This window comes from Methylobacterium planeticum, from assembly GCF_008806345.1.
Taxonomy (GTDB): Bacteria; Pseudomonadota; Alphaproteobacteria; order Rhizobiales; family Beijerinckiaceae; genus Methylobacterium; species Methylobacterium planeticum.
Genome location: NZ_VZZJ01000016.1, coordinates 44538 through 62200, shown reverse-complemented (window position 1 = coordinate 62200; position 17663 = coordinate 44538). Strand labels below are relative to the sequence as shown.

General features: G+C 70.6%; 18 protein-coding genes. 14 read left to right on the top strand and 4 right to left on the bottom strand.

Annotated elements, in window-relative coordinates:
* The first annotated feature begins 36 nt into the window (after nucleotides 1-36).
* From fhcD to folK, 14 genes are all read left to right on the top strand, one after another.
* Nucleotides 37-975, top strand: a complete 939-nt coding sequence (fhcD, locus tag F6X51_RS17770) for a formylmethanofuran--tetrahydromethanopterin N-formyltransferase (RefSeq protein ID WP_150965007.1) — start codon at nucleotides 37-39, stop codon at nucleotides 973-975.
* Nucleotides 972-1769 (top strand): formylmethanofuran dehydrogenase subunit C, encoded by a 798-nt coding sequence (locus F6X51_RS17765; RefSeq protein WP_150965006.1) that lies wholly within the window; start codon nucleotides 972-974, stop codon nucleotides 1767-1769. Before fhcD ends, F6X51_RS17765 begins: the two co-directional genes overlap by 4 nt.
* A 110-nt stretch (nucleotides 1770-1879) precedes the next feature.
* Nucleotides 1880-2086, top strand: a complete 207-nt coding sequence (locus F6X51_RS17760; protein WP_150965005.1) for a hypothetical protein — start codon at nucleotides 1880-1882, stop codon at nucleotides 2084-2086.
* A gap of 349 nt (nucleotides 2087-2435) precedes the next feature.
* A complete protein-coding gene (locus F6X51_RS17755; RefSeq protein WP_150965004.1) occupies nucleotides 2436-4055 on the top strand; it encodes a sensor histidine kinase in 1620 nt (539 codons plus the stop codon).
* Complete coding sequence (locus F6X51_RS17750) at nucleotides 4052-4756, top strand: response regulator transcription factor (protein ID WP_150965003.1); 705 nt, start codon at nucleotides 4052-4054, stop codon at nucleotides 4754-4756. The genes F6X51_RS17755 and F6X51_RS17750 overlap by 4 nt, the downstream gene beginning before the upstream one ends.
* A 175-nt stretch (nucleotides 4757-4931) precedes the next feature.
* Entirely contained in the window at nucleotides 4932-5021 is a 90-nt protein-coding gene (pqqA, locus tag F6X51_RS17745; RefSeq protein WP_109896664.1) for a pyrroloquinoline quinone precursor peptide PqqA, read from the top strand.
* Nucleotides 5022-5065: 44 nt separating this feature from the next.
* Nucleotides 5066-5965 carry a pyrroloquinoline quinone biosynthesis protein PqqB gene (gene pqqB, locus F6X51_RS17740; RefSeq protein WP_150965002.1) on the top strand — a complete coding sequence of 300 codons (900 nt, stop codon included), beginning with the start codon at nucleotides 5066-5068 and terminating at the stop codon, nucleotides 5963-5965.
* Nucleotides 5966-6120: 155 nt separating this feature from the next.
* A complete protein-coding gene (gene pqqC / locus F6X51_RS17735) occupies nucleotides 6121-7206 on the top strand; it encodes a pyrroloquinoline-quinone synthase PqqC (RefSeq protein WP_150965001.1) in 1086 nt (361 codons plus the stop codon).
* Complete coding sequence (pqqE, locus tag F6X51_RS17730; protein ID WP_150965000.1) at nucleotides 7203-8348, top strand: pyrroloquinoline quinone biosynthesis protein PqqE; 1146 nt, start codon at nucleotides 7203-7205, stop codon at nucleotides 8346-8348. Before pqqC ends, pqqE begins: the two co-directional genes overlap by 4 nt.
* Complete coding sequence (locus F6X51_RS17725) at nucleotides 8345-9058, top strand: hypothetical protein (protein ID WP_150964999.1); 714 nt, start codon at nucleotides 8345-8347, stop codon at nucleotides 9056-9058. The genes pqqE and F6X51_RS17725 overlap by 4 nt, the downstream gene beginning before the upstream one ends.
* The gene (locus F6X51_RS17720; RefSeq protein WP_150964998.1) at nucleotides 9039-9431 is read left to right on the top strand and encodes a hypothetical protein; all 393 of its coding nucleotides are present in this window, start codon (nucleotides 9039-9041) and stop codon (nucleotides 9429-9431) included. The genes F6X51_RS17725 and F6X51_RS17720 overlap by 20 nt, the downstream gene beginning before the upstream one ends.
* A gap of 232 nt (nucleotides 9432-9663) precedes the next feature.
* The gene (gene folP / locus F6X51_RS17715) at nucleotides 9664-10443 is read left to right on the top strand and encodes a dihydropteroate synthase (RefSeq protein ID WP_246696874.1); all 780 of its coding nucleotides are present in this window, start codon (nucleotides 9664-9666) and stop codon (nucleotides 10441-10443) included.
* Nucleotides 10440-10829, top strand: a complete 390-nt coding sequence (gene folB, locus F6X51_RS17710; protein ID WP_150964996.1) for a dihydroneopterin aldolase — start codon at nucleotides 10440-10442, stop codon at nucleotides 10827-10829. The genes folP and folB overlap by 4 nt, the downstream gene beginning before the upstream one ends.
* Entirely contained in the window at nucleotides 10826-11299 is a 474-nt protein-coding gene (folK, locus tag F6X51_RS17705; RefSeq protein WP_150964995.1) for a 2-amino-4-hydroxy-6-hydroxymethyldihydropteridine diphosphokinase, read from the top strand. Before folB ends, folK begins: the two co-directional genes overlap by 4 nt.
* 82 nt (nucleotides 11300-11381) lie before the next feature.
* Here folK and xoxJ read toward each other — a convergent pair whose 3' ends face one another.
* The 4 genes from xoxJ to F6X51_RS17685 form a co-directional block, all read right to left on the bottom strand.
* Nucleotides 11382-12236, bottom strand: coding sequence for a rare earth element methanol dehydrogenase accessory protein XoxJ (gene xoxJ / locus F6X51_RS17700; RefSeq protein WP_191970159.1), 855 nt, complete (start codon nucleotides 12234-12236; stop codon nucleotides 11382-11384).
* Nucleotides 12236-12847 (bottom strand): c-type cytochrome, methanol metabolism-related, encoded by a 612-nt coding sequence (locus F6X51_RS17695; RefSeq protein ID WP_150964993.1) that lies wholly within the window; start codon nucleotides 12845-12847, stop codon nucleotides 12236-12238. The genes xoxJ and F6X51_RS17695 overlap by 1 nt, the downstream gene beginning before the upstream one ends.
* Nucleotides 12848-12986: 139 nt before the next feature.
* Nucleotides 12987-14789, bottom strand: coding sequence for a lanthanide-dependent methanol dehydrogenase XoxF1 (gene xoxF1 / locus F6X51_RS17690; RefSeq protein ID WP_150964992.1), 1803 nt, complete (start codon nucleotides 14787-14789; stop codon nucleotides 12987-12989).
* A gap of 666 nt (nucleotides 14790-15455) precedes the next feature.
* The gene (locus F6X51_RS17685; RefSeq protein WP_150965064.1) at nucleotides 15456-17663 is read right to left on the bottom strand and encodes a xanthine dehydrogenase family protein molybdopterin-binding subunit; all 2208 of its coding nucleotides are present in this window, start codon (nucleotides 17661-17663) and stop codon (nucleotides 15456-15458) included.

Sequence of the window (17663 nt, the reverse complement as noted above, 5' to 3'; positions counted from 1 at the left end):
CGGAGCGGGTGCGGCGCGTGGGGACCGGTGGCTGAGATGGCGCAACTCACCCTCAACGGCATTCCGGTGGAGGATACCTTCGCGGAGGCCTTCGACGTCGCGGGCACCGCGATCGTCGTCACGAACGACACGCCGAAATGGGCGATGATCGCCGCGACCGTGATGACGGGCTTCGCGACCTCGGTCATCGGCTGCGGCGCCGAGGCCGGCATCGACGCCGAGCTCGCCCCCGACGAGACCCCGGACGGGCGCCCGGGCGTGCGCATCCTGCTGTTCGGCTTCGAGCCGAACGGGCTCAAGGAGCAGCTCCTCAAGCGCGTCGGCCAGTGCATCCTCACCTGCCCGGGCACCGCCTGCTACGCGGGCGTCGAGGGGCCGACGAAGATCAAGCTCGGCGGCGCCATCCGCTACTTCGGCGACGGCTTCGCGGTGGCCAAGCGCCTCACCGGCCCCGACGGCAAGGTCCGGCGCTACTGGCGCATCCCGGTCATGGACGGCGAGTTCCTGTGCGAGGATTCGACCCGGGCGGTCGAGGGCGCGGTCGGCGGCGGCAACCTCCTGTTCCTCGGCCGCAGGCACGCCGACACCCTCAAGGTGGCGGAGATCGCGGTCGAGGCCGCGAGATCCGTGCCCGGCGCGATCCTGCCCTTCCCGGGCGGCATCGTGCGCTCGGGCTCGAAGGTCGGCGGGCGCACCAAGGGCATGATGGCCTCGACCAACGACGCCTATTGCCCGACGCTCAAGGGCCGGGCCGGCTCCGCCCTGCCGGCCGAGTGCGGCGTGGTGCTGGAGATCGTCATCGACGCGCTGACCTCGGACGGCGTCTCCGCCTCGATGCGCGCGGCGCTCCACGCCGCCACCGAGATCGGGGCGGCGCACGGCCTCGTCGGCGTCACCGCGGGCAATTACGGCGGCAATCTCGGCCGCCACCACTACCATCTCCGGGACCTCCTCTCGAAACCGGGTGCAGCATGAGCGTCCTCACCTTGCGCGAGGCGCCCCCCGAGCGCCTCGACCTCCTCGACATCACGCCGCTTGCCCTCTCGGGCCTCTCGGAGGCCGAGGCCGCGCGGATCCCGGTCGGCACCACGCGCCGGGGGCTGACCCTCGGCGATTGCTTCACGGTGCGCCTCGACCGCTCCGACACCCTGGTGATCGAGGGCGGCTCCGGGCGCCTCGACCGGGTCGGCGCGGCGCTCTCCGAGGGCACCATCCGGGTCTCGGGCGATGTCGGCCAGCGCCTCGGCGAGGGCATGGCGGGGGGCAGCCTGCACGTCGAGGGCGCGGCCGGTCCCTTCGCGGGCACCGGCGCCACCGGCGGCCTGATCACCATCGGGGGCGATGCGGGCGACCACGCGGGCGGGGCGGTCTACGCCGCCAAGGCGGGGCTCGACGGTGCCACGCTGGTGATCCGGGGCCGGGCCGGCGACCATCTCGGCGACCGGATGCGGCGGGGCCTCATCGTGGCGGGCGAGGCCGGGGACTTCGCGGGCTCGCGCATGATCGCCGGGACCCTCGCGGCCCTCGGCGTCGGCGACCATCCGGGCTTCGGCATGCGGCGCGGCACGATGCTGCTCGGCCGGCACGGGGCGATGAGCCCGACCTTCGTCGCCACGGGTGCGCACGACCTCGTGTTCCTGCGCCTCCTCGCCCGGTCCCTGCGGGCCCTCAGCCCGGCCCATGCCGACCTCGCGGCCGGCGCGCTCACGCGCTACTCGGGCGACCTCGCCACCCTCGGCAAGGGCGAGATCTGGGCCGCGGCCGCCTGACGCCCTGGCCGTCGCGGGCGGCTGCCGCATATGACGCCCGGTCGGCCGGGCCCGCATCCCCTCGGGGGGCCGGCCCCGCCGGCCCCCGTCCTGCAACGAGGCGTGGCCCCATGATGATCCTGCTCTCGATCTGCCTCCTGTCGCAGCCGACCACCTGCCGCGAGGACCGGATCACCCTGTCCTACGAGGCCTCGAGCCCGTTCATCTGCCTGCGCAACGGCCAGAGCGCCATCGCCACCTGGCAGGCCGCCCACCCCGAATGGCACGTCGAGCGCTGGCGCTGCGCGGCGCGCGGCAGCGAGCCGAGGAACCTCTAGGGCCGCCATCGGGCTCCGGATGGCGGCGCGCCCCACCCCTCCCTCAGGCCCGGGAGCGGTGCGACCTTTCCGGAGAAGTCGCACCCCTCACCCCGGCCCGCTCCGCGGGCAAACCTCTCCCGGACGGGAGAGGGAGTGCGTCGCGCCGCCCGCGCCGGGTCCGATACCCGGTCGCCTCCGTCCAATCCGCCGGCCAGCGCGTCGTGCCGCCCGCGCCGGCAAGGCGCCACGGAGCGATCGCGGGTGTTGACGGCGGGGCGCGGGGGCCCGGCGCGGCTCTTGGCCTGGCCGCCCCGCGGTGACACTCTCGGGCCCGCCCGCGCCAGGCGCCCGGGCCGGATAGGGGACGATGCGCTCGCTCAAGGTTCGTTTCGCGCTGCTGCTCGGCAGCACGGCGTTTCTCGTCGTCCTGGCGGCGGCCGGGGTGCTGTGGTCGATCGCCGCCGCCGAGAGCACGATCGACCGGACGCTGGCGGCGCAGCGCCGGCTCGAGCTCCTGGCCGAGCTCTCCGGCCGGCTGACCCAGTTCGGCCTCGCCGCGGTCGAGACCGTGGGCAATCCGGACGGCCAGCCGGAGGCGCTGGCGATCGCCCGCACCAATGTCGACCGGGCCCTGACCACCGTCGACGAGGCCCTGGCGGCCACGATCCTGGCCACCAACGACCCCCTCGACCGGACCCAGTACGCCGCCCGCACCCGGCCGATGTCGCAGATCCGGGCCGCCCGCGTCATCCTCGACCGGCAGGTCTCGCAGATCGAGCGCCGGACCGACCCCGAGAGCCGCAAGAACGCGATCCAGGGGGCCCTCAACGGCTTCGGCGCCATGACGGGCCAGCCCCTCTCCTTCCTGATCGAGGCGGAGCGGCGCACCATGGTGCTGGGCTCCGAGCAGGCCGGCGCGCTGTCCCGGCGGCTGCGCGTCGCCGCGGGCCTCGCGGTGCTCCTCGCCCTCGGCATCGTGCTGGTGCTCTACCGCAGCGTGACCCGCCCGACGCTGGCGCGGATCGAGGCCATGCGGAAGGCCGCGGGCGCCATCGGGGGCGGCGAGCTCGACACCCGCCTGTCGGTGGCGACCCGCGACGAGCTCGGCCTGCTCGTGGCGAACTTCAACCGCATGGCCGCCCGCCTCTCCCGGCGCGAGGGCCGGCTCGCCGCCGACCGGGCCGCCCTCGAGGACACGGTGGCGGCCCGCACCGCCGACCTGCGCGCCGCCAACGAGCGCCTGGAGGCCGTCGACCGCTCCCGGCGGCGCTTCTTCGCCGATGTCAGCCACGAGCTGCGCACGCCGCTGACCGTCATCCTCGGCGAGTGCGACCTCGCCACCCGGCCGAGCGCGCGGGGCGTCGAATACGGCCCGGTCTTCGCGACGATCCGCAAGCGGGCCCAGCGCCTGAAGCTGCGGGTCGAGGACCTGCTGCGGGTCGCCCGCTCCGAATCCGGGCAGATCGAGCTGGAGCGCCGCCCCGTCAGCGCCGTGGCGATCCTGGCGGAGGCTCTGGAGAATGCGGGCTCCGAGGCCGCGCGCCGCCGGGTCGCCCTGACCCTCGAGCCCGGCGACAGCGACATCGAGATCCTGGCCGACCCCGAATGGCTGCGCCAGGTGGTGGAGAGCCTGATCGACAACGCCCTGCGCCACGCCGCCGGCCTGACCCGGGTGACGGTGGCGCTGACGAGCGCCGGGGGCCCGAACGGCGCCCGCGCCAACGTGACGATCAGCGATGACGGGCCCGGCTTCGCCGAGGCGGAGGAGACCCTGTTCGAGCGCTTCCGGCGCGGGGAGTTCCCCGGCGAGGGCGGATTCGGCATAGGCTTGGCACTGGCGCGCTGGGTGATTGAGCATCATGATGGCGCCATCCGCCTCGGGCGGGGCGAGAACGGCCGGGGCGCGCGGGTAACCCTCGACCTGCCGGTCCTCGACCCCGCCGGACAACAGAACAAGGGGCGCGAGACACGGGAGAGTGCCGCATGACGCGGGTTTTGATCGTCGAGGACGACAGCGACATCCGCGCCATGCTGGCCCGGGGCCTCGAGGCCGAGGGCTTCTCGGTGGGCATGGCGGGGTGCGTCGGCGACGCGCTGACCGCCGCCCGGGACGAGGCGCCGGAGGCCGTCGTCCTCGACATCACCCTCCCGGACGGGTCCGGCCACGACGTCTGCCGCTCCCTGCGCGAGGGCGGCTATCCGGGTCCGATCCTGTTCCTCAGCGCCCGCGACGAGGTGCGCGACCGGGCCGAGGGGCTGGCCCTCGGGGCCGACGACTACATCGTGAAGCCCTTCGTGTTCGACGAGCTCGTGGCGCGGCTGCGCACGCACCTGCTGCGCCGCAGGGAATCGGACGAGCCCCGCACCATCGTGACGGCGGGGCGCCTGACCCTCGATCTCAATGTCCGGCAGGTCAGCTTCGGGGATGCGACAGCACGCCTCACGCCGCGGGAGGCGGAGCTCCTGGCCATGCTGATGGACCAGGCCAACAGGCCGGTCTCGCGGGGCGACATCTTCGACAAGCTCTGGGCGAGCCAAGGCGGCCTCTCGCTGAATGTCGTCGATGTTTACGTAGGTTATCTCCGGACCAAGATGTCCGACTTCGTCCGCCTCGGCGGCCCGATCCTCACCACCGTCCGCGGCCGGGGCTTCATGCTGGACCTGCGCGGGCAGGATTTCCGGCACTGAGGCCCGCATTTCCCCACCGGGATCTGGGAGCATCTGGCAATTTAGCGCTTGAAGAGTCCGGCGGAATTGCCGATATAGCTCCCGCGACAGAAACCACTGCGCCGTCAGCATCTTAGGATCTTCTTAGGGAGGTTGCCAGGATGGTTCTGACGATCGAAGAATGAGGAGAAACACCATGAAGTGGGCAGCCCCCGTCGTTTCCGAGATCTGCGTCGGCATGGAAGTCACGAGCTACGAGTCGGCTGAGATCGACACCTTCCACTAAGGTGCGAGCCGGACCGGGGATGGCCGGCTGCGTGAGTTGAAACCATGCGTGTCGTGATCCTCGGTTCGGCGGCCGGCGGCGGCCTTCCCCAGTGGAATTGCCGCTGCCCCAACTGCACCCTCGCCCGGACCGAGCCGTCCCGGGTCAGGCCCCGCACCCAGTCGAGCATCGCGGTCTCCCCCGACGGGGAGCGCTGGCTCCTGGTGAACGCCTCGCCGGACATCCGGCAGCAACTCTTCGACAACCCGGTGCTGCACCCCCGCGAGGGCCTGCGCCACTCGCCGATCCACGCGGTGCTGCTGACGAACGGCGACGTCGACCACGTCGCCGGCCTCCTGACCCTGCGCGAGGGCCAGCCCTACACCCTCTACGCGACCCCCGGCATCCTCGGCTCCGTCAACGACAACCGCGTCTTTGACGTGATGGCGGCCGGCGTGGTGAGCCGGGAGGCGATCAGCCTGGAGCAGCGCTTCGAGCCGGTGCCGGGGCTGTCCGTCACCCTGTTCGCGGTGCCCGGCAAGGTGCCGCTCTGGCTCGAGGACGCCTCGATGCAGATCGGCGCCGAGACCGAGACCACGGTCGGCGCCCTGATCGAGGCCGGCGGCCGGCGCCTCGCCTACATTCCGGGCTGCGCCCGCGTTACCGACGGCCTGCGCGCGCGCGTCACAGGCGTCGACGCGCTCCTGTTCGACGGCACGGTGCTGTACGACGACGACATGATCCGGGCGGGCGTCGGCACCAAGACGGGCTGGCGCATGGGGCACGTGCCGATGCGGGGCGAGGGCGGCTCCGTGGCGGCCCTGCGCGACGTGGCCATCGGCCGGCGCATCTTCGTGCACATCAACAACACCAACCCGGTCCTGGTGGAGGGCTCGGAGGCCCGCGCCGAGGTCGAGGCCGCGGGCTGGACCGTGGCGCATGACGGGCTCGGCCTGAACCTCTAGGGACCCGACGGGACGGCCGATTGGCATTCGCGTGCCGGCGGCATTATCTCTTGCACGATCCAATCGCGTGGGTGCGGCGTTGGTCAGGCGCCTCCGCCGCCCCATCTAAGAATCGTTCCAGGAAACGCATCTCGAGACGGACGCTTGGACACGCCATGACCGCAGCCTTCCCCACCCCCGCCGCCGACGAGACCCAGCGGCTCCTCAGCCCCGAGGACCTGGAGGCGGCGCTCCGCGACATCGGCGCCCGGCGCTACCACAACCTGCACCCGTTCCATCGCCTCCTCCACGACGGAAAGTTGAACAAGGACCAGGTCCGGGCCTGGGCGCTCAACCGCTACTATTACCAGGCGATGATCCCCGTGAAGGACGCGGCCGTGCTCGCGCGCATGACCGACGCCGCGTTGCGCCGGGTCTGGCGCCAGCGCATCGTCGACCATGACGGCGACCATCCGGGCGACGGCGGCATCGAGCGCTGGCTCAAGCTCGCCGAGGGCGTCGGCTTCGCGCGCGACTACGTGCTCTCGACGAAGGGCATCCTCTCGGCGACCCGCTTCTCGGTCGACGCCTACGTGCACTTCGTCTCCGAGCGCTCGCTCCTCGAGGCGATCGCCTCCTCGCTCACCGAGATGTTCTCGCCGACCATCATCTCCGAGCGCGTCGCCGGGATGCTGAAGAACTACGACTTCATCACCCGGGACACGCTGGCCTATTTCGACAAGCGCCTGACCCAGGCCCCGCGGGACGCCGACTTCGCCCTCGACTACGTCAAGCAGCACGCCACCACCCCGGCGCTGCAGCGGCAGGCGATGGCGGCCCTGACCTTCAAGTGCAACGTCCTCTGGACGCAGCTCGACGCCCTCTACTTCGCCTACGTCGCCCCCGGGATGATCCCGCCGGATGCCTGGACGCCGGGCACCGGCCTCGTGCCCGAGGCGCCCGCCGTGGCGCAGGCCGCAGGCACCGGGCGGATCGAGGCGGGCCACACGCCGCGCCTGCCCCGGGGCGTGCGCCTGCGCTTCGACGAGACGCGCCAGAAGCACGTCCTGCTCGCCCCCGAGCGCACCTTCGACCTCGACGACAACGCGGTCGCGGTGCTCTCCCTCGTCGACGGGCAGCGCACGGTCGCGGAGATCGCGGTCGCCCTCGGGCAGACCTACGCGGCCGATCCCAAGGTCATCGAGGGCGACATCCTGGTGATGCTCAACGACCTCGCAACCAAGAGGGTGCTCGAGCGATGAACGCGATCACGCCCAATCCCCAGGCCGTTCCGGCCCCGGTCGGGCTCCTGGCGGAGCTCACCCACCGGTGCCCGCTCCGCTGCCCCTACTGCTCCAACCCGCTGGAACTCGACCGCCGCTCGCGCGAGCTCGACACCGCGACCTGGCAGCGGGTGCTGACGGAGGCGGCGGGGCTCGGCGTGCTCCACGTCCACCTCTCGGGCGGCGAGCCGACAGCCCGCAACGACATCGTGGAGATCACCGAGACCTGCGCCAAGCTCGGCCTCTACTCGAACCTGATCACCTCGGGCGTGGGCGGGGCCCTCGACAAGCTCCAGGCCCTCTACGATGTCGGCCTCGACCACGTGCAGCTCTCGGTGCAGGGGGTCGACGCCCAGAACGCCGAGAAGATCGGCGGCCTGAGGAACGCGCAGCCGCAGAAGCTCGCCTTCGCCCAGAAGGTCACCGGCCTCGGCCTGCCCCTGACCCTCAATTCCGTGATCCATCGCGGCAACATCCACGAGGTCGAGGGCTTCATCGACCTCGCGGTCAAGCTCGGCGCCAAGCGCCTCGAGGTCGCCCACACCCAGTATTACGGCTGGGCCTACGTCAACCGCGCGGCCCTGATGCCGAACAAGGCCGATGTCGACGCCTCGATCCGCATCGTCGAGGCGGCCCGCGAGCGCCTCAAGGGCCAGCTCGTCATCGACCTCGTGGTGCCGGACTACTACGCCAAGTACCCCAAGGCCTGCGCGGGCGGCTGGGGCCGCAAGCTCATCAACGTCACCCCCCAGGGCAAGGTCCTGCCCTGCCACGCGGCCGAGACGATTTCGCAGCTTGAGTTCTGGTACGTCACGGAGCATGCGCTGGGGGACATCTGGGCGAATTCCCCGGCCTTCACGGCCTATCGGGGAACCGACTGGATGCAGGAGCCCTGCCGCTCCTGCGATCGCCGGGAGAAGGATTGGGGCGGCTGCCGCTGCCAGGCGCTCGCCCTCGCGGGCGATGCGGCGGCGACCGACCCGGCCTGCTCGCTCTCGCCGCTGCACGCCAAGGTGCGGGCCCTGGCGAGCGAGGAGGCGGCCGACACCCCGCCCGACTACGTCTACCGGACGATCGGCAGCAACGTCCGGTCGCCGCTCAAGGAGGAAGCCCCCCTGTGAAGGATCTCGTGACCGCGGCCATCCTGGCGCTCACCGCCGCGCCGGCGCTCGCCCAGGGGACGCCCCCGGCGGCGGCGCCGGCCGTGCAACAGGCCAAGGCCGATGCCGCCCCCGCCGCCGCCGACCTGCTGTTCGAGCGCCCGCAGATGCGCAACACCGCGCCCGGCGCGACCCTCACCTACGATTACCTGCGCCGCTCCGGCATCCTCAAGGGACCCTTCGGGCCGCCCCTCAACGATGCGATCAAGCTCAGGCTCGAGCCGGGCAGGACGGCGGACGAGCGCAACATCAGCGTCGAGATGTTCTCCGGCCAGAACCGCTTCCCGGCCGGCCCCTTCGAGGACATGCCCGGCAACCCGGTGATGTCGCTCTTCCTCGAGCATCACCTCAAGAACCTCGCGCGCGTCCTCGAGGCGAACCCGCGCTACCTCAAGAACGCGATCCGCAAGGGCCTGCGCGACGGCGCCACCGTCACCCCCACCAAGGTCCGGTTCAACGGCCGCGAGGTCGATGCCTGGCGGATCGAGGCCAAGCCCTTCGAGGGCGACAAGCTCGCCGAGCGCATGCGCGGCCTGTCGAACCTGACCTACACCTTCGTCACCTCGCCGGAGGTGCCCGGCGAGGTCGTCTCGATCGAGGCCCAGTCCAAGAACGCCGAGGGCGGCGAACTCCTCGAGGAGCGGTTGAGCTATGATCAGAACGCTGGTTGAGCGCGGGGCGCTCGCGGCCTTCGCGCTTGCGGCCTTCGTCCTGGCGGCCCTGGCGGCCCTCGCGACTCCGGGCCTCGCGGCCTCCGACCTCGAGAACGACTACCCGACCGAGGCCCGGGTGGATTACGTCTTCGGCTGCATGGCGGCCAACGGCCAGACCCGCGAGGCGCTGCAGCGCTGCTCCTGCTCCCTCGACGCCCTCGCGTCGATCCTGCCCTACGACAAGTACGTCCAGGCGAGCACGATCCTGTCGATGCGCCAGGGCGTCGGCCAGCGCGCCAACGAGTTCAAGTCGACCAAGATCTTCGACGACAAGGTCTCGGATCTGCGCCGCGCCCAGGCCGAGGCCGAGATCCGCTGCTTCCGCGGCTGATCGCGAGGCCTGCGCCGATCCGGGCCGTCCCGCCATCCCGGCGGGGCGGCCCTTTTCATGCACGGCGGGCCGGATGCCCCCGCCGTTGCGCGGGCGCGGGGATTCGTCCACATCGGCGGTTCCCGACGCATATCCCGGCCCGGAGCCTTGGAGAAGGGACCGCCCCACCGTGAGCCAGCCGCCCGCCGCCCTCGCCCGCCTGCTGCCGGATCTCGGCCGGCGCACCCTCGTGATGGGCATCCTCAACGTCACCCCGGATTCCTTCTCGGATGGCGGCCTCTTCGCGGGCGAGGCGGCCGCGACCCAGCAGGCCGAGACCCTCGCCGCCGAGGGCGCGGCCCTCGTCGATGTCGGGGGCGAGTCGACCCGGCCCGGCCACGTTGCGGTGACGGCCGAGGCGGAGCAGGCCCGGGTGCTGCCCGTGATCCGCAGCCTCGCGCCGCACCTGCGCGTCCCGCTCTCGATCGACACCTACAAGGCTTCGACCGCCGAGGCCGCCCTGGCGGCGGGCGCCCGCATCGTCAACGACGTCTGGGGGCTGCAGCGGGAGCCCGACATCGCCCGCGTCGCCGCCGCCCACGGCGCCCCCGTGATGGTGATGCACAACCGCGAGACCATCGATCCCGGCCTCGACATCGTCGCCGACATGCTGCGCTTCTTCGAGCGCTCCCTCGATATCGCGCGCCGGGCCGGCATCCCGGACGGCGACATCGTGCTCGATCCCGGCATCGGCTTCGGCAAGAGCTGGGAGCAGCATCTCGAGGCCCTGCGCCGCCTGCCCGAGATCCGGGCGCTGGGCTTCCCGCTCCTCGTCGGGGTCTCGCGCAAGTCCCTGCTCGGGCGCCTGCACGACCGGGAGACGAAGCCCGCCGACCGGCTCTACGGCTCGATCGCCAGTCACGTGCTGGCGGGCACGCTCGGGGCCGACATCGTGCGCGTCCACGACGTCGCGGCCCATGTCGACGCCCTGCGGGTGGTAGACGCGGTGATGCGCCCGGAGACCCGCGCATGAGCGACCGCATTCTCGTCCAGCGCATCGCGGTCTTCGCCTATCACGGGCTCCTGGCCGAGGAGGCCCGGATCGGGCAGCGCTTCTACATCTCCCTCTATGGCAGCCTCGACCTCGCGGCGGCGGGCACCTCGGACGACGTCGCCCGGACGGTGAGCTACGCCGACCTGACCGAGATCGCCGTCGAGATCGCGACGCAGCGCCGCTTCGCCCTGATCGAGGCCCTGGCCGAGGCCATCGCCGAATCCTGCCTCGCGCGGTTTCCCCGGCTCCAGGCCATCACGGTCCGGATCGACAAGCCGAGCGCCCCGGTGCCCGCGGTGATCGACGGGGTCAGCATCGAGATCACCCGCCTTCAGCGGGCCGCGACAGGACAGGCCCGCGCATGACGGAGGCGTATCTCGGGCTCGGCAGCAATATCGGCGACAAGGCCGCGATGCTCGCCGCCGCCGTGGAAGGACTTGCGGCGACCCCCGGCATCGCCGTGACGGCGCGCTCCCACGATTACCGGACGCCGCCCTGGGGCGACACCGACCAGGACTGGTTCCTCAACGCGGCGGTCGGGATCGAGACCCGCCTGAGCCCGCACGCGCTCCTCGAAACCTGCCTCGCCATCGAGGCGGCGCTGGGCCGGGTGCGGGAGCGGCGTTGGGGGCCGCGGGTGATCGATATCGACGTGCTGCACTACGCGGGCGCCGAGGTCTCCGACGCGCGCCTCGTGCTGCCGCACCGCTTCGTGCGCGAGCGGGCCTTCGTGCTGGTGCCCCTCGCGGAGATCGCCCCGGACCTCGTCATCGGCGGCGAGACCGTCACCGGAGCGCTGGCCAAGCTCGACCGGACGGGGATCGAGCCGGTCTGACCGCCGCGTCCGGCCGGTGTCCGGACCGCGCCCCGGCGACGGGCCGCACGAGGAGGGGGGCCGGCAATACCGGCCCCCCGCGCTACGGCTTGGCGGAACCGAGGAGCTTGTTCTCCTCGTCCTCGAGAAGCGGCACCTCGAAGTCGCGCAGCACCTGCTCGATATCGGCGCGGCGCTTGCGCAGGATCGTGTTCAGGCTGCGCTTCCAGTCGTTCTCGTTGATCCGCACCCCCATGGCGATGCGGAAGGTGAGCGGCGGCCGGTCGGGCTCCTGCAGGAGGGGCACCACGTCCATCCCGGCGCCGCTGTTCCTGGCGAGCCAGCCGGCGGCCGGACCCCAGAGCACGGCGGCGTCGATGCGCTTCTCGGCCAGATCCGCGATGATCTCCGCCGAGACGGTCTGGTGCTTGCGGCCCGGGTCGAGCTGGTAGGGGGCGTAGGTCTTCATCGACCCGACGAGGCCGAGCTCGCCCATCCGGTTCACCGGCGGCGTGCCCGCGATGACCCCGATCGACTTGCCCTTCAGCCGGGGGTCGTCGAGCTTCGTCACCCCGGTAAGGTCGCCGTGGCGCGACACCAGGGTATAGCCCGAGCGGTAATACGGGTTGGTGTGCTGGACCTGCTCGCTGCCCGCCGCCGACCCGACGATCAGGTCGCAGAGGCCTGTGCCCAGGGTGTTGCGGACGAAGCCCGGACCCTGCGTCAGCCAGTAGTAGCGCAGCTTGACCTTGAGCTCGTCGGCGATGATCGCCGCGATTTTGTTCTCGAACCCGTCCTCCTTGCGCTCGGAGAACGGCATGTTCCCCGGGTCGCCGCAGACGCGGAGGACGTCCGTCGTGACGAGGTCGGGGAGCTGCTGGGCGGAAACGGGCCGCGCCCCTGCGGTGATCAGCAGGAGCGCGAGCGCGGTGGCGATCCGAGGGGTGCTGTGCGACATCAGCCGCCCATGCACTCCTTCTCGGCCTTCTTGGCGGCCTCGGGCTTCTCCTCCTTGTCGCCCGGGCGGATGCGGCCCATGGCGCCGGAGGCGCGTGCCTTGAGGTACACGTAGAGGTCGTCGGCGTAGCACATGACGTTCTTGTTATCGCCGAAGGCCGGCATGACCTTCTGGTCCGACGAGCTGACGTCCTGCTTGCCGCCGGCGAGGATGCCGATGAACTCTTCGTAGGAGAGGTGCTTCAGCGAATCCTTGAGGGCGGGCGCGTAGGTCGAGCCCATGCCGTCGGGGCCGTGGCAGACGTGGCACTCGGCGTGATAGCGGCGGTAGCCCGAATAGGCGTACCAGTCGAACTTCTTGCCGTTGTCGCTGACGTGGAAGGTCGGGTGACCCTCGGCGTCGAAGTACTTGCCATCCTCGACCTTCACGGCCGCATCCTTGGCGAGAAGCTTCTCGTCCCGTTCGGCGGTCTTGTCTTCGAGGTTGAAGGAGTTGGCGAGGGACTTGTCGGCAGGCTTTGCGTCCTCAGCATTTACGGCGACCACGGACAGGGTCGCTAGGGCGAGGGCAGCCACGATTGGCCGCAAGGCGACTTGGCTGAGGTGAAGCAACGGACGTTTCTCCCTGAGACACTGGGCTTGCATCATTTTCAACGACCGGATGCAGCCTTCTTAGACCGCATCTAATCATAAGGATGCCGGCGCGGAAACCCGCGCCGGCACCCGAAGTCGGACCGTTTCCTGCGACCGATTAGTTCGGCAGCGCGAAGACGGTCAGCTGACCACCGAGGTTGGTGTAGCTCGTCAGGGCCGCGTAGCCGCCGACCGCGCCGAGACCGGCGTTGGGATCGGTGAGACCGGCCGCGAGGCCGATGCCGGCCCAGCCGCCGACACCCGACAGGATGCCGACATACTGCTTGCCCTTGTGGCTGTAGGTCATCACGTTGCCGATGATGCCCGACGGGGTCTTGAACTTGTAGAGTTCCTTACCCGTCTTGGAATCGACCGCCTTCAGGTAACCCTCGAGGGTGCCGTAGAAGACGACGTCGCCGGCGGTGGCAAGAGCGCCCGACCACACCGAGAACTGCTCGGCGTTCGACCACTTGATCTTACCGTTGACGCCGTCCCAGGCGATGAAGTTACCCATGCCGCCGTGGCTGTTTGGCGCGGGGTACATCGACAGGGTCGCACCGACATAGGGCTGGCCCGGGGTGTAGGTCACCCGGAACGGCTCGTAGTCCATGCAGACGTGGTTGGTGGGCACGTAGAACAGGTTGGTCTTCGGCGAGAAGGCTGCAGGCTGCTGGTCCTTGGTGCCGAGAGCCGCCGGGCAGATACCCTTGGAGTTGGTATCCTCGCCGTTCTGCTCGGTCGAGTACTTCGACACGACCAGCGGACGACCGTAGTTCTTCGAGCCCTTCTCCATGTCGACCTTGGTGGCCCAGTTCACCACCGGATCGAACTTCTCGGCGACGAGGAGCTCGCCGGTCGCGCGATCGAGGGTGTAGCCGAAGCCGTTGCGGTCGAAGTGGGTGAGGAGCGGACGATCCTTGCCGTCAACCTTCTGATCCGTGAGGATCATCTCGTTGATGCCGTCGTAGTCCCACTCGTCGTGGGGGGTCATCTGGTAGACCCACTTGGCCGCGCCGGTGTCGGGGTTGCGCGCCCAGATCGTCATGGACCACTTGTTGTCGCCCGGACGCTGCTTCGGGTTCCAGGTCGAGGGGTTGCCCGAGCCGTAGTACATCAGGTCGAGCTTGGGATCGTAGGAGAACCAGCCCCAGGTGCAGCCGCCGCCGGTCTTCCACTGATCGCCTTCCCAGGTCTTCAGCGAGGAATCCTTGCCGACCGGCTTGCCGAGCGCGGTGGTCTTCTCCGGGTCGACGATCATCTGATCGTCCGGGCCCATCGAGTAGCCGCGCCACACCTTCTTGCCCGACTTCAGGTCGTAGGCGGTGACGTGGCACTGCACGCCGAACTCGCCACCCGAGATGCCGACGATGACCTTGTCCTTGACCGGCAGAACCGTCGCGGTGTTGGTCTCGCCCTTCTTCGGGTCGCCGTTCACGACCGACCAGTTGACCTTGCCGGTCTTGGCGTCGAGCGACACGAGGGTGGTGTCGGCCTGATGCAGCAGGATGGCGCCCTCGGCGTAGGCCAGGCCACGGTTGACCGTGTCACAGCACATCACCGGGATCACGGACGGATCCTGCTTGGGCTCGTACTTCCACACGATCTTGGCGTCGTGATCGAGGTCGAGCGCGTAGACGATGTTGGGGAAGGGGGTGTGGACGTACATCATGTTGCCGATGACGAGGGGCGAGCCCTCGTGACCCCGCAGCACGCCGGTCGAGAAGGTCCAGGCGACCTGGAGGTTCTTCACGTTCTGGGCGTTGATCTGGTCGAGCTTGGAATAGCGGGTGTTGGCGTAGTCAACCGTCTGAAGCGCCTGCTCGGCAGGGTTGTTGAGGTGCTTCGTCAGTTCTTCGTTGGCCAGCGCCGGCGTGGCGACCGCCAGGCCTGCACCGAGTGCGAGAAGATGGACCGCTCTCATGGATTCCTCCGACAGGTCTTTGAGCCGCCTCGCGCAATCAGATGATTACGTAAGAAGACCTGACCTGCTGTTTGCGACAGGGATCGGTACGCTTCGGTAGCGGGCGGGGTTTTCGTGTGCCGATGGGGCACCGAGCCAGGAGCCGCCATCCCTTTAGCGGCCCCCTCGAAACCGAAGCTTGAATGAACTCTAAGAAAAATTTGGCCGCCGTCAACTCGCTTCCCGAGGGACAAAAGTCCCTCCGATCAAGTCCTGCCGACCCGCTTGGAAGCGTTAACCAGGCCGCCGTCCTGCAAAAGCGCATGTTGCAGTGCAAAACGAAAGGTGAGCGCTTCGAAACTACTTTTCGATCCGGGGCGGCGGTTTCATGCTGCCCCTGCATGCGGCGCGGCGGTTGCCGCCCGCGACATGTGCCCCAAGCAGATTAGCCCGGCCCCAGGGCCCGGAACCGGCCGTTGCGTGGGCAACTCGTCTGTGCGCAGTGCGAAATGGTCACGCTTGCGCTACGGCGCCGCGCCGTGCCTTGGCGCGCCCGCCGGGGCGCGGCGCGCGCAATCCGATTGCGTGTGCGCTTTCTCGCCGCAGAGGGGTTCTACGCATTCTGGTTGTGGAAGCTACGCAGTACACGCCCACCCCGATCCGGGATTCCGAGAATCGCTCGGCGCCTCAGGTCCTCTGGAGGCCGGCCTTGACCTTCTCGGGGGTGAACGGGACGGAGCGCAGGCGCACCCCCGTCGCGTCGAAGACGGCGTTGGAGATCACCGAGGGCACGATGGCGGCCGAGGGCTCGCCGGCCCCCCAGGGCTTGTCGCGGGGCCGGTCGATCAGGTCGATCACCACCTCGGGGATCTCCGGGAAGGTCAGGATCGGGTAGCTCGCCCAGTCGAGGCTGGTGACGCGGGCGCGGTCGAAGGTGACCTCCTCCCGGAGCGTCCGGCTCACGGTCTGGAGCATGTTGCCCTCGATCTGGTTGCGCACCCCGTCCGGATTGATGACCTGCCCGCAATCCTGGACCACGGTGATGCGCCGCACCCGGATCGCGCCGGTGGCGCGCTCCACCTCGACCTCCGCCACCGCCGCCACGTAGGTGCGGTAGAGCTCGTACTTCACGTAGGACAAGCCGCGGCCCCGGAGGACGTCGCCCCCTTGCGGGCGCGGCGAGGGCCGCGGCTCCCAGCCGGCGAGCTCCGCCGCCCGCGTCAGCACCGCGATGCCGCGCGCGTCGCCGAGCGCGCGCAGGCGGTACGCGAGGGGGTCGGCGCCGGCCGCCGCCGCGAGCTCGTCGAGGAAGGCCTCGTTCGCGAAGGTGTTCTGCAGCCGCCCCGGCGTGCGGATCCAGGAGGGGCGCAGCGGCGTCTCCGCGAGGCGGTGGCAGACCGTGCGCACGTTCGGGAAGGCGTAGGGGATGCCCGAGTTCTGGATGATGTTGCCCGGCGCGTAGGTGGTCTCGCGCGGCAGCCCCGCGAGGTCGGCCGCGACCAGCGGCACGTTGCCGGCGGCCCCCTCGGGGATGAAGAACGCGGAGGTCCAGGCGGCGACGTTCCCTTCCGCGTCGAGCGCCCCCGTCAGGTCGATCAGGGTCGGCGGCCCCTTGGGGTCCCAGCCGTGCTCGTCGGCCCGCGACCATTGCACCCGCACCGGGTGGCCGACCGCGCGGGCGAGCATCGCGGCATCGGCCGCCGCGTCCTCGTGCCCGTTGCGCCCGTAGCAGCCCGAGCCCTCGATGTAGATGCAGCGCACGTCGTCCTGCGGCAGGCCCAGCATCGCCGCGAGCTGCTTGCGCAGGGCGTGCGTCATCTGCGACGCGGTCCAGACGCTGAGCCGGCCCTCGCTCAGCATCGCCACCGCGCAGGACGGCCCGATCGAGCCGTGGGTGTGGATGGCGAAATCGTAGGTGGCGCTCAGGGTGCGGGCGGCGGAGGCCAGGGCGGCCCCGGCATCGCCGACATTCATGGTGACGTCGTCCTTGGTGATCCGGGTCGCCCGCACGTGCTCCCAGAGCCGCGCCTGCTCGGGCAGCGTCTCCGGCTGCGACCATTGCGCGGCGAGCTGGCGGGCGGCCCGGATCGCCCCCCACTCGGTGCGGGCCACGACGCCGAGGAAATTGCCCTCGCGCACGACCTTGATCAGGCCCGGGACGTCCCGCACCGAGGCCTCGTCGATTCCGAGGAGCTGCGCCCCGATGGCGGCCGGGCGCACCACCCGCCCGTGCAGCATCCCGGGCAGCCGGAAATCCTGCATGTAGGTGAAGCGGCCCGAGACCTTGTCGGGGATGTCGAGGCGCTGGACCGCATGGCCCACGAGGGCGAAGCGGTCCGGATCCTTCGTCGCCACGTCCTTGTCGAGCTTGAGCGCGAAGCGCCCGTCGCGCAGCAGGTCCGCGTAGGGGATCGGGGTGCCGCCGGCCTGCGGGCGCACGCTGCCGCCCTCGGCCACCAGGCTCTCGGCCTTCTGCCCGAGCCGGTCGGCCGCGAGCGCCAGGATCTGGCGGCGGGCGGTCGCGGCGGCGAGGCGGAGCTGCATGCCGCCGTTCTGGATCGAGAGGCTGCCGTAGGTCGGCCCCTGGTCGGGGGTGAGCGCCGTGTCGCCCTGGACCAGGGTGACGTGATCGAGGGGCAGGTCGAGCTCCTCGGCGGCGATCTGGGTGAGTGCGGTTCGCAGGCCGGTGCCGAGGTCGACCTTGCCGGAATAGATCGTGGCGCGCCCGTCCCGCGAGAGGGCCAGGTAGGCGTCGACGTCGTCGGCGGCCACGGATTTCGTGGGCGCCGTCGAGGATCCGGCGATTCCGGCCTCCGGCCGCAGGCCGGCCAGGGTGAAGCCGACCACGAGGGCGCTGCCCCGGAGGAGCGCCCGGCGGGAGACGCCCGTCTGCAT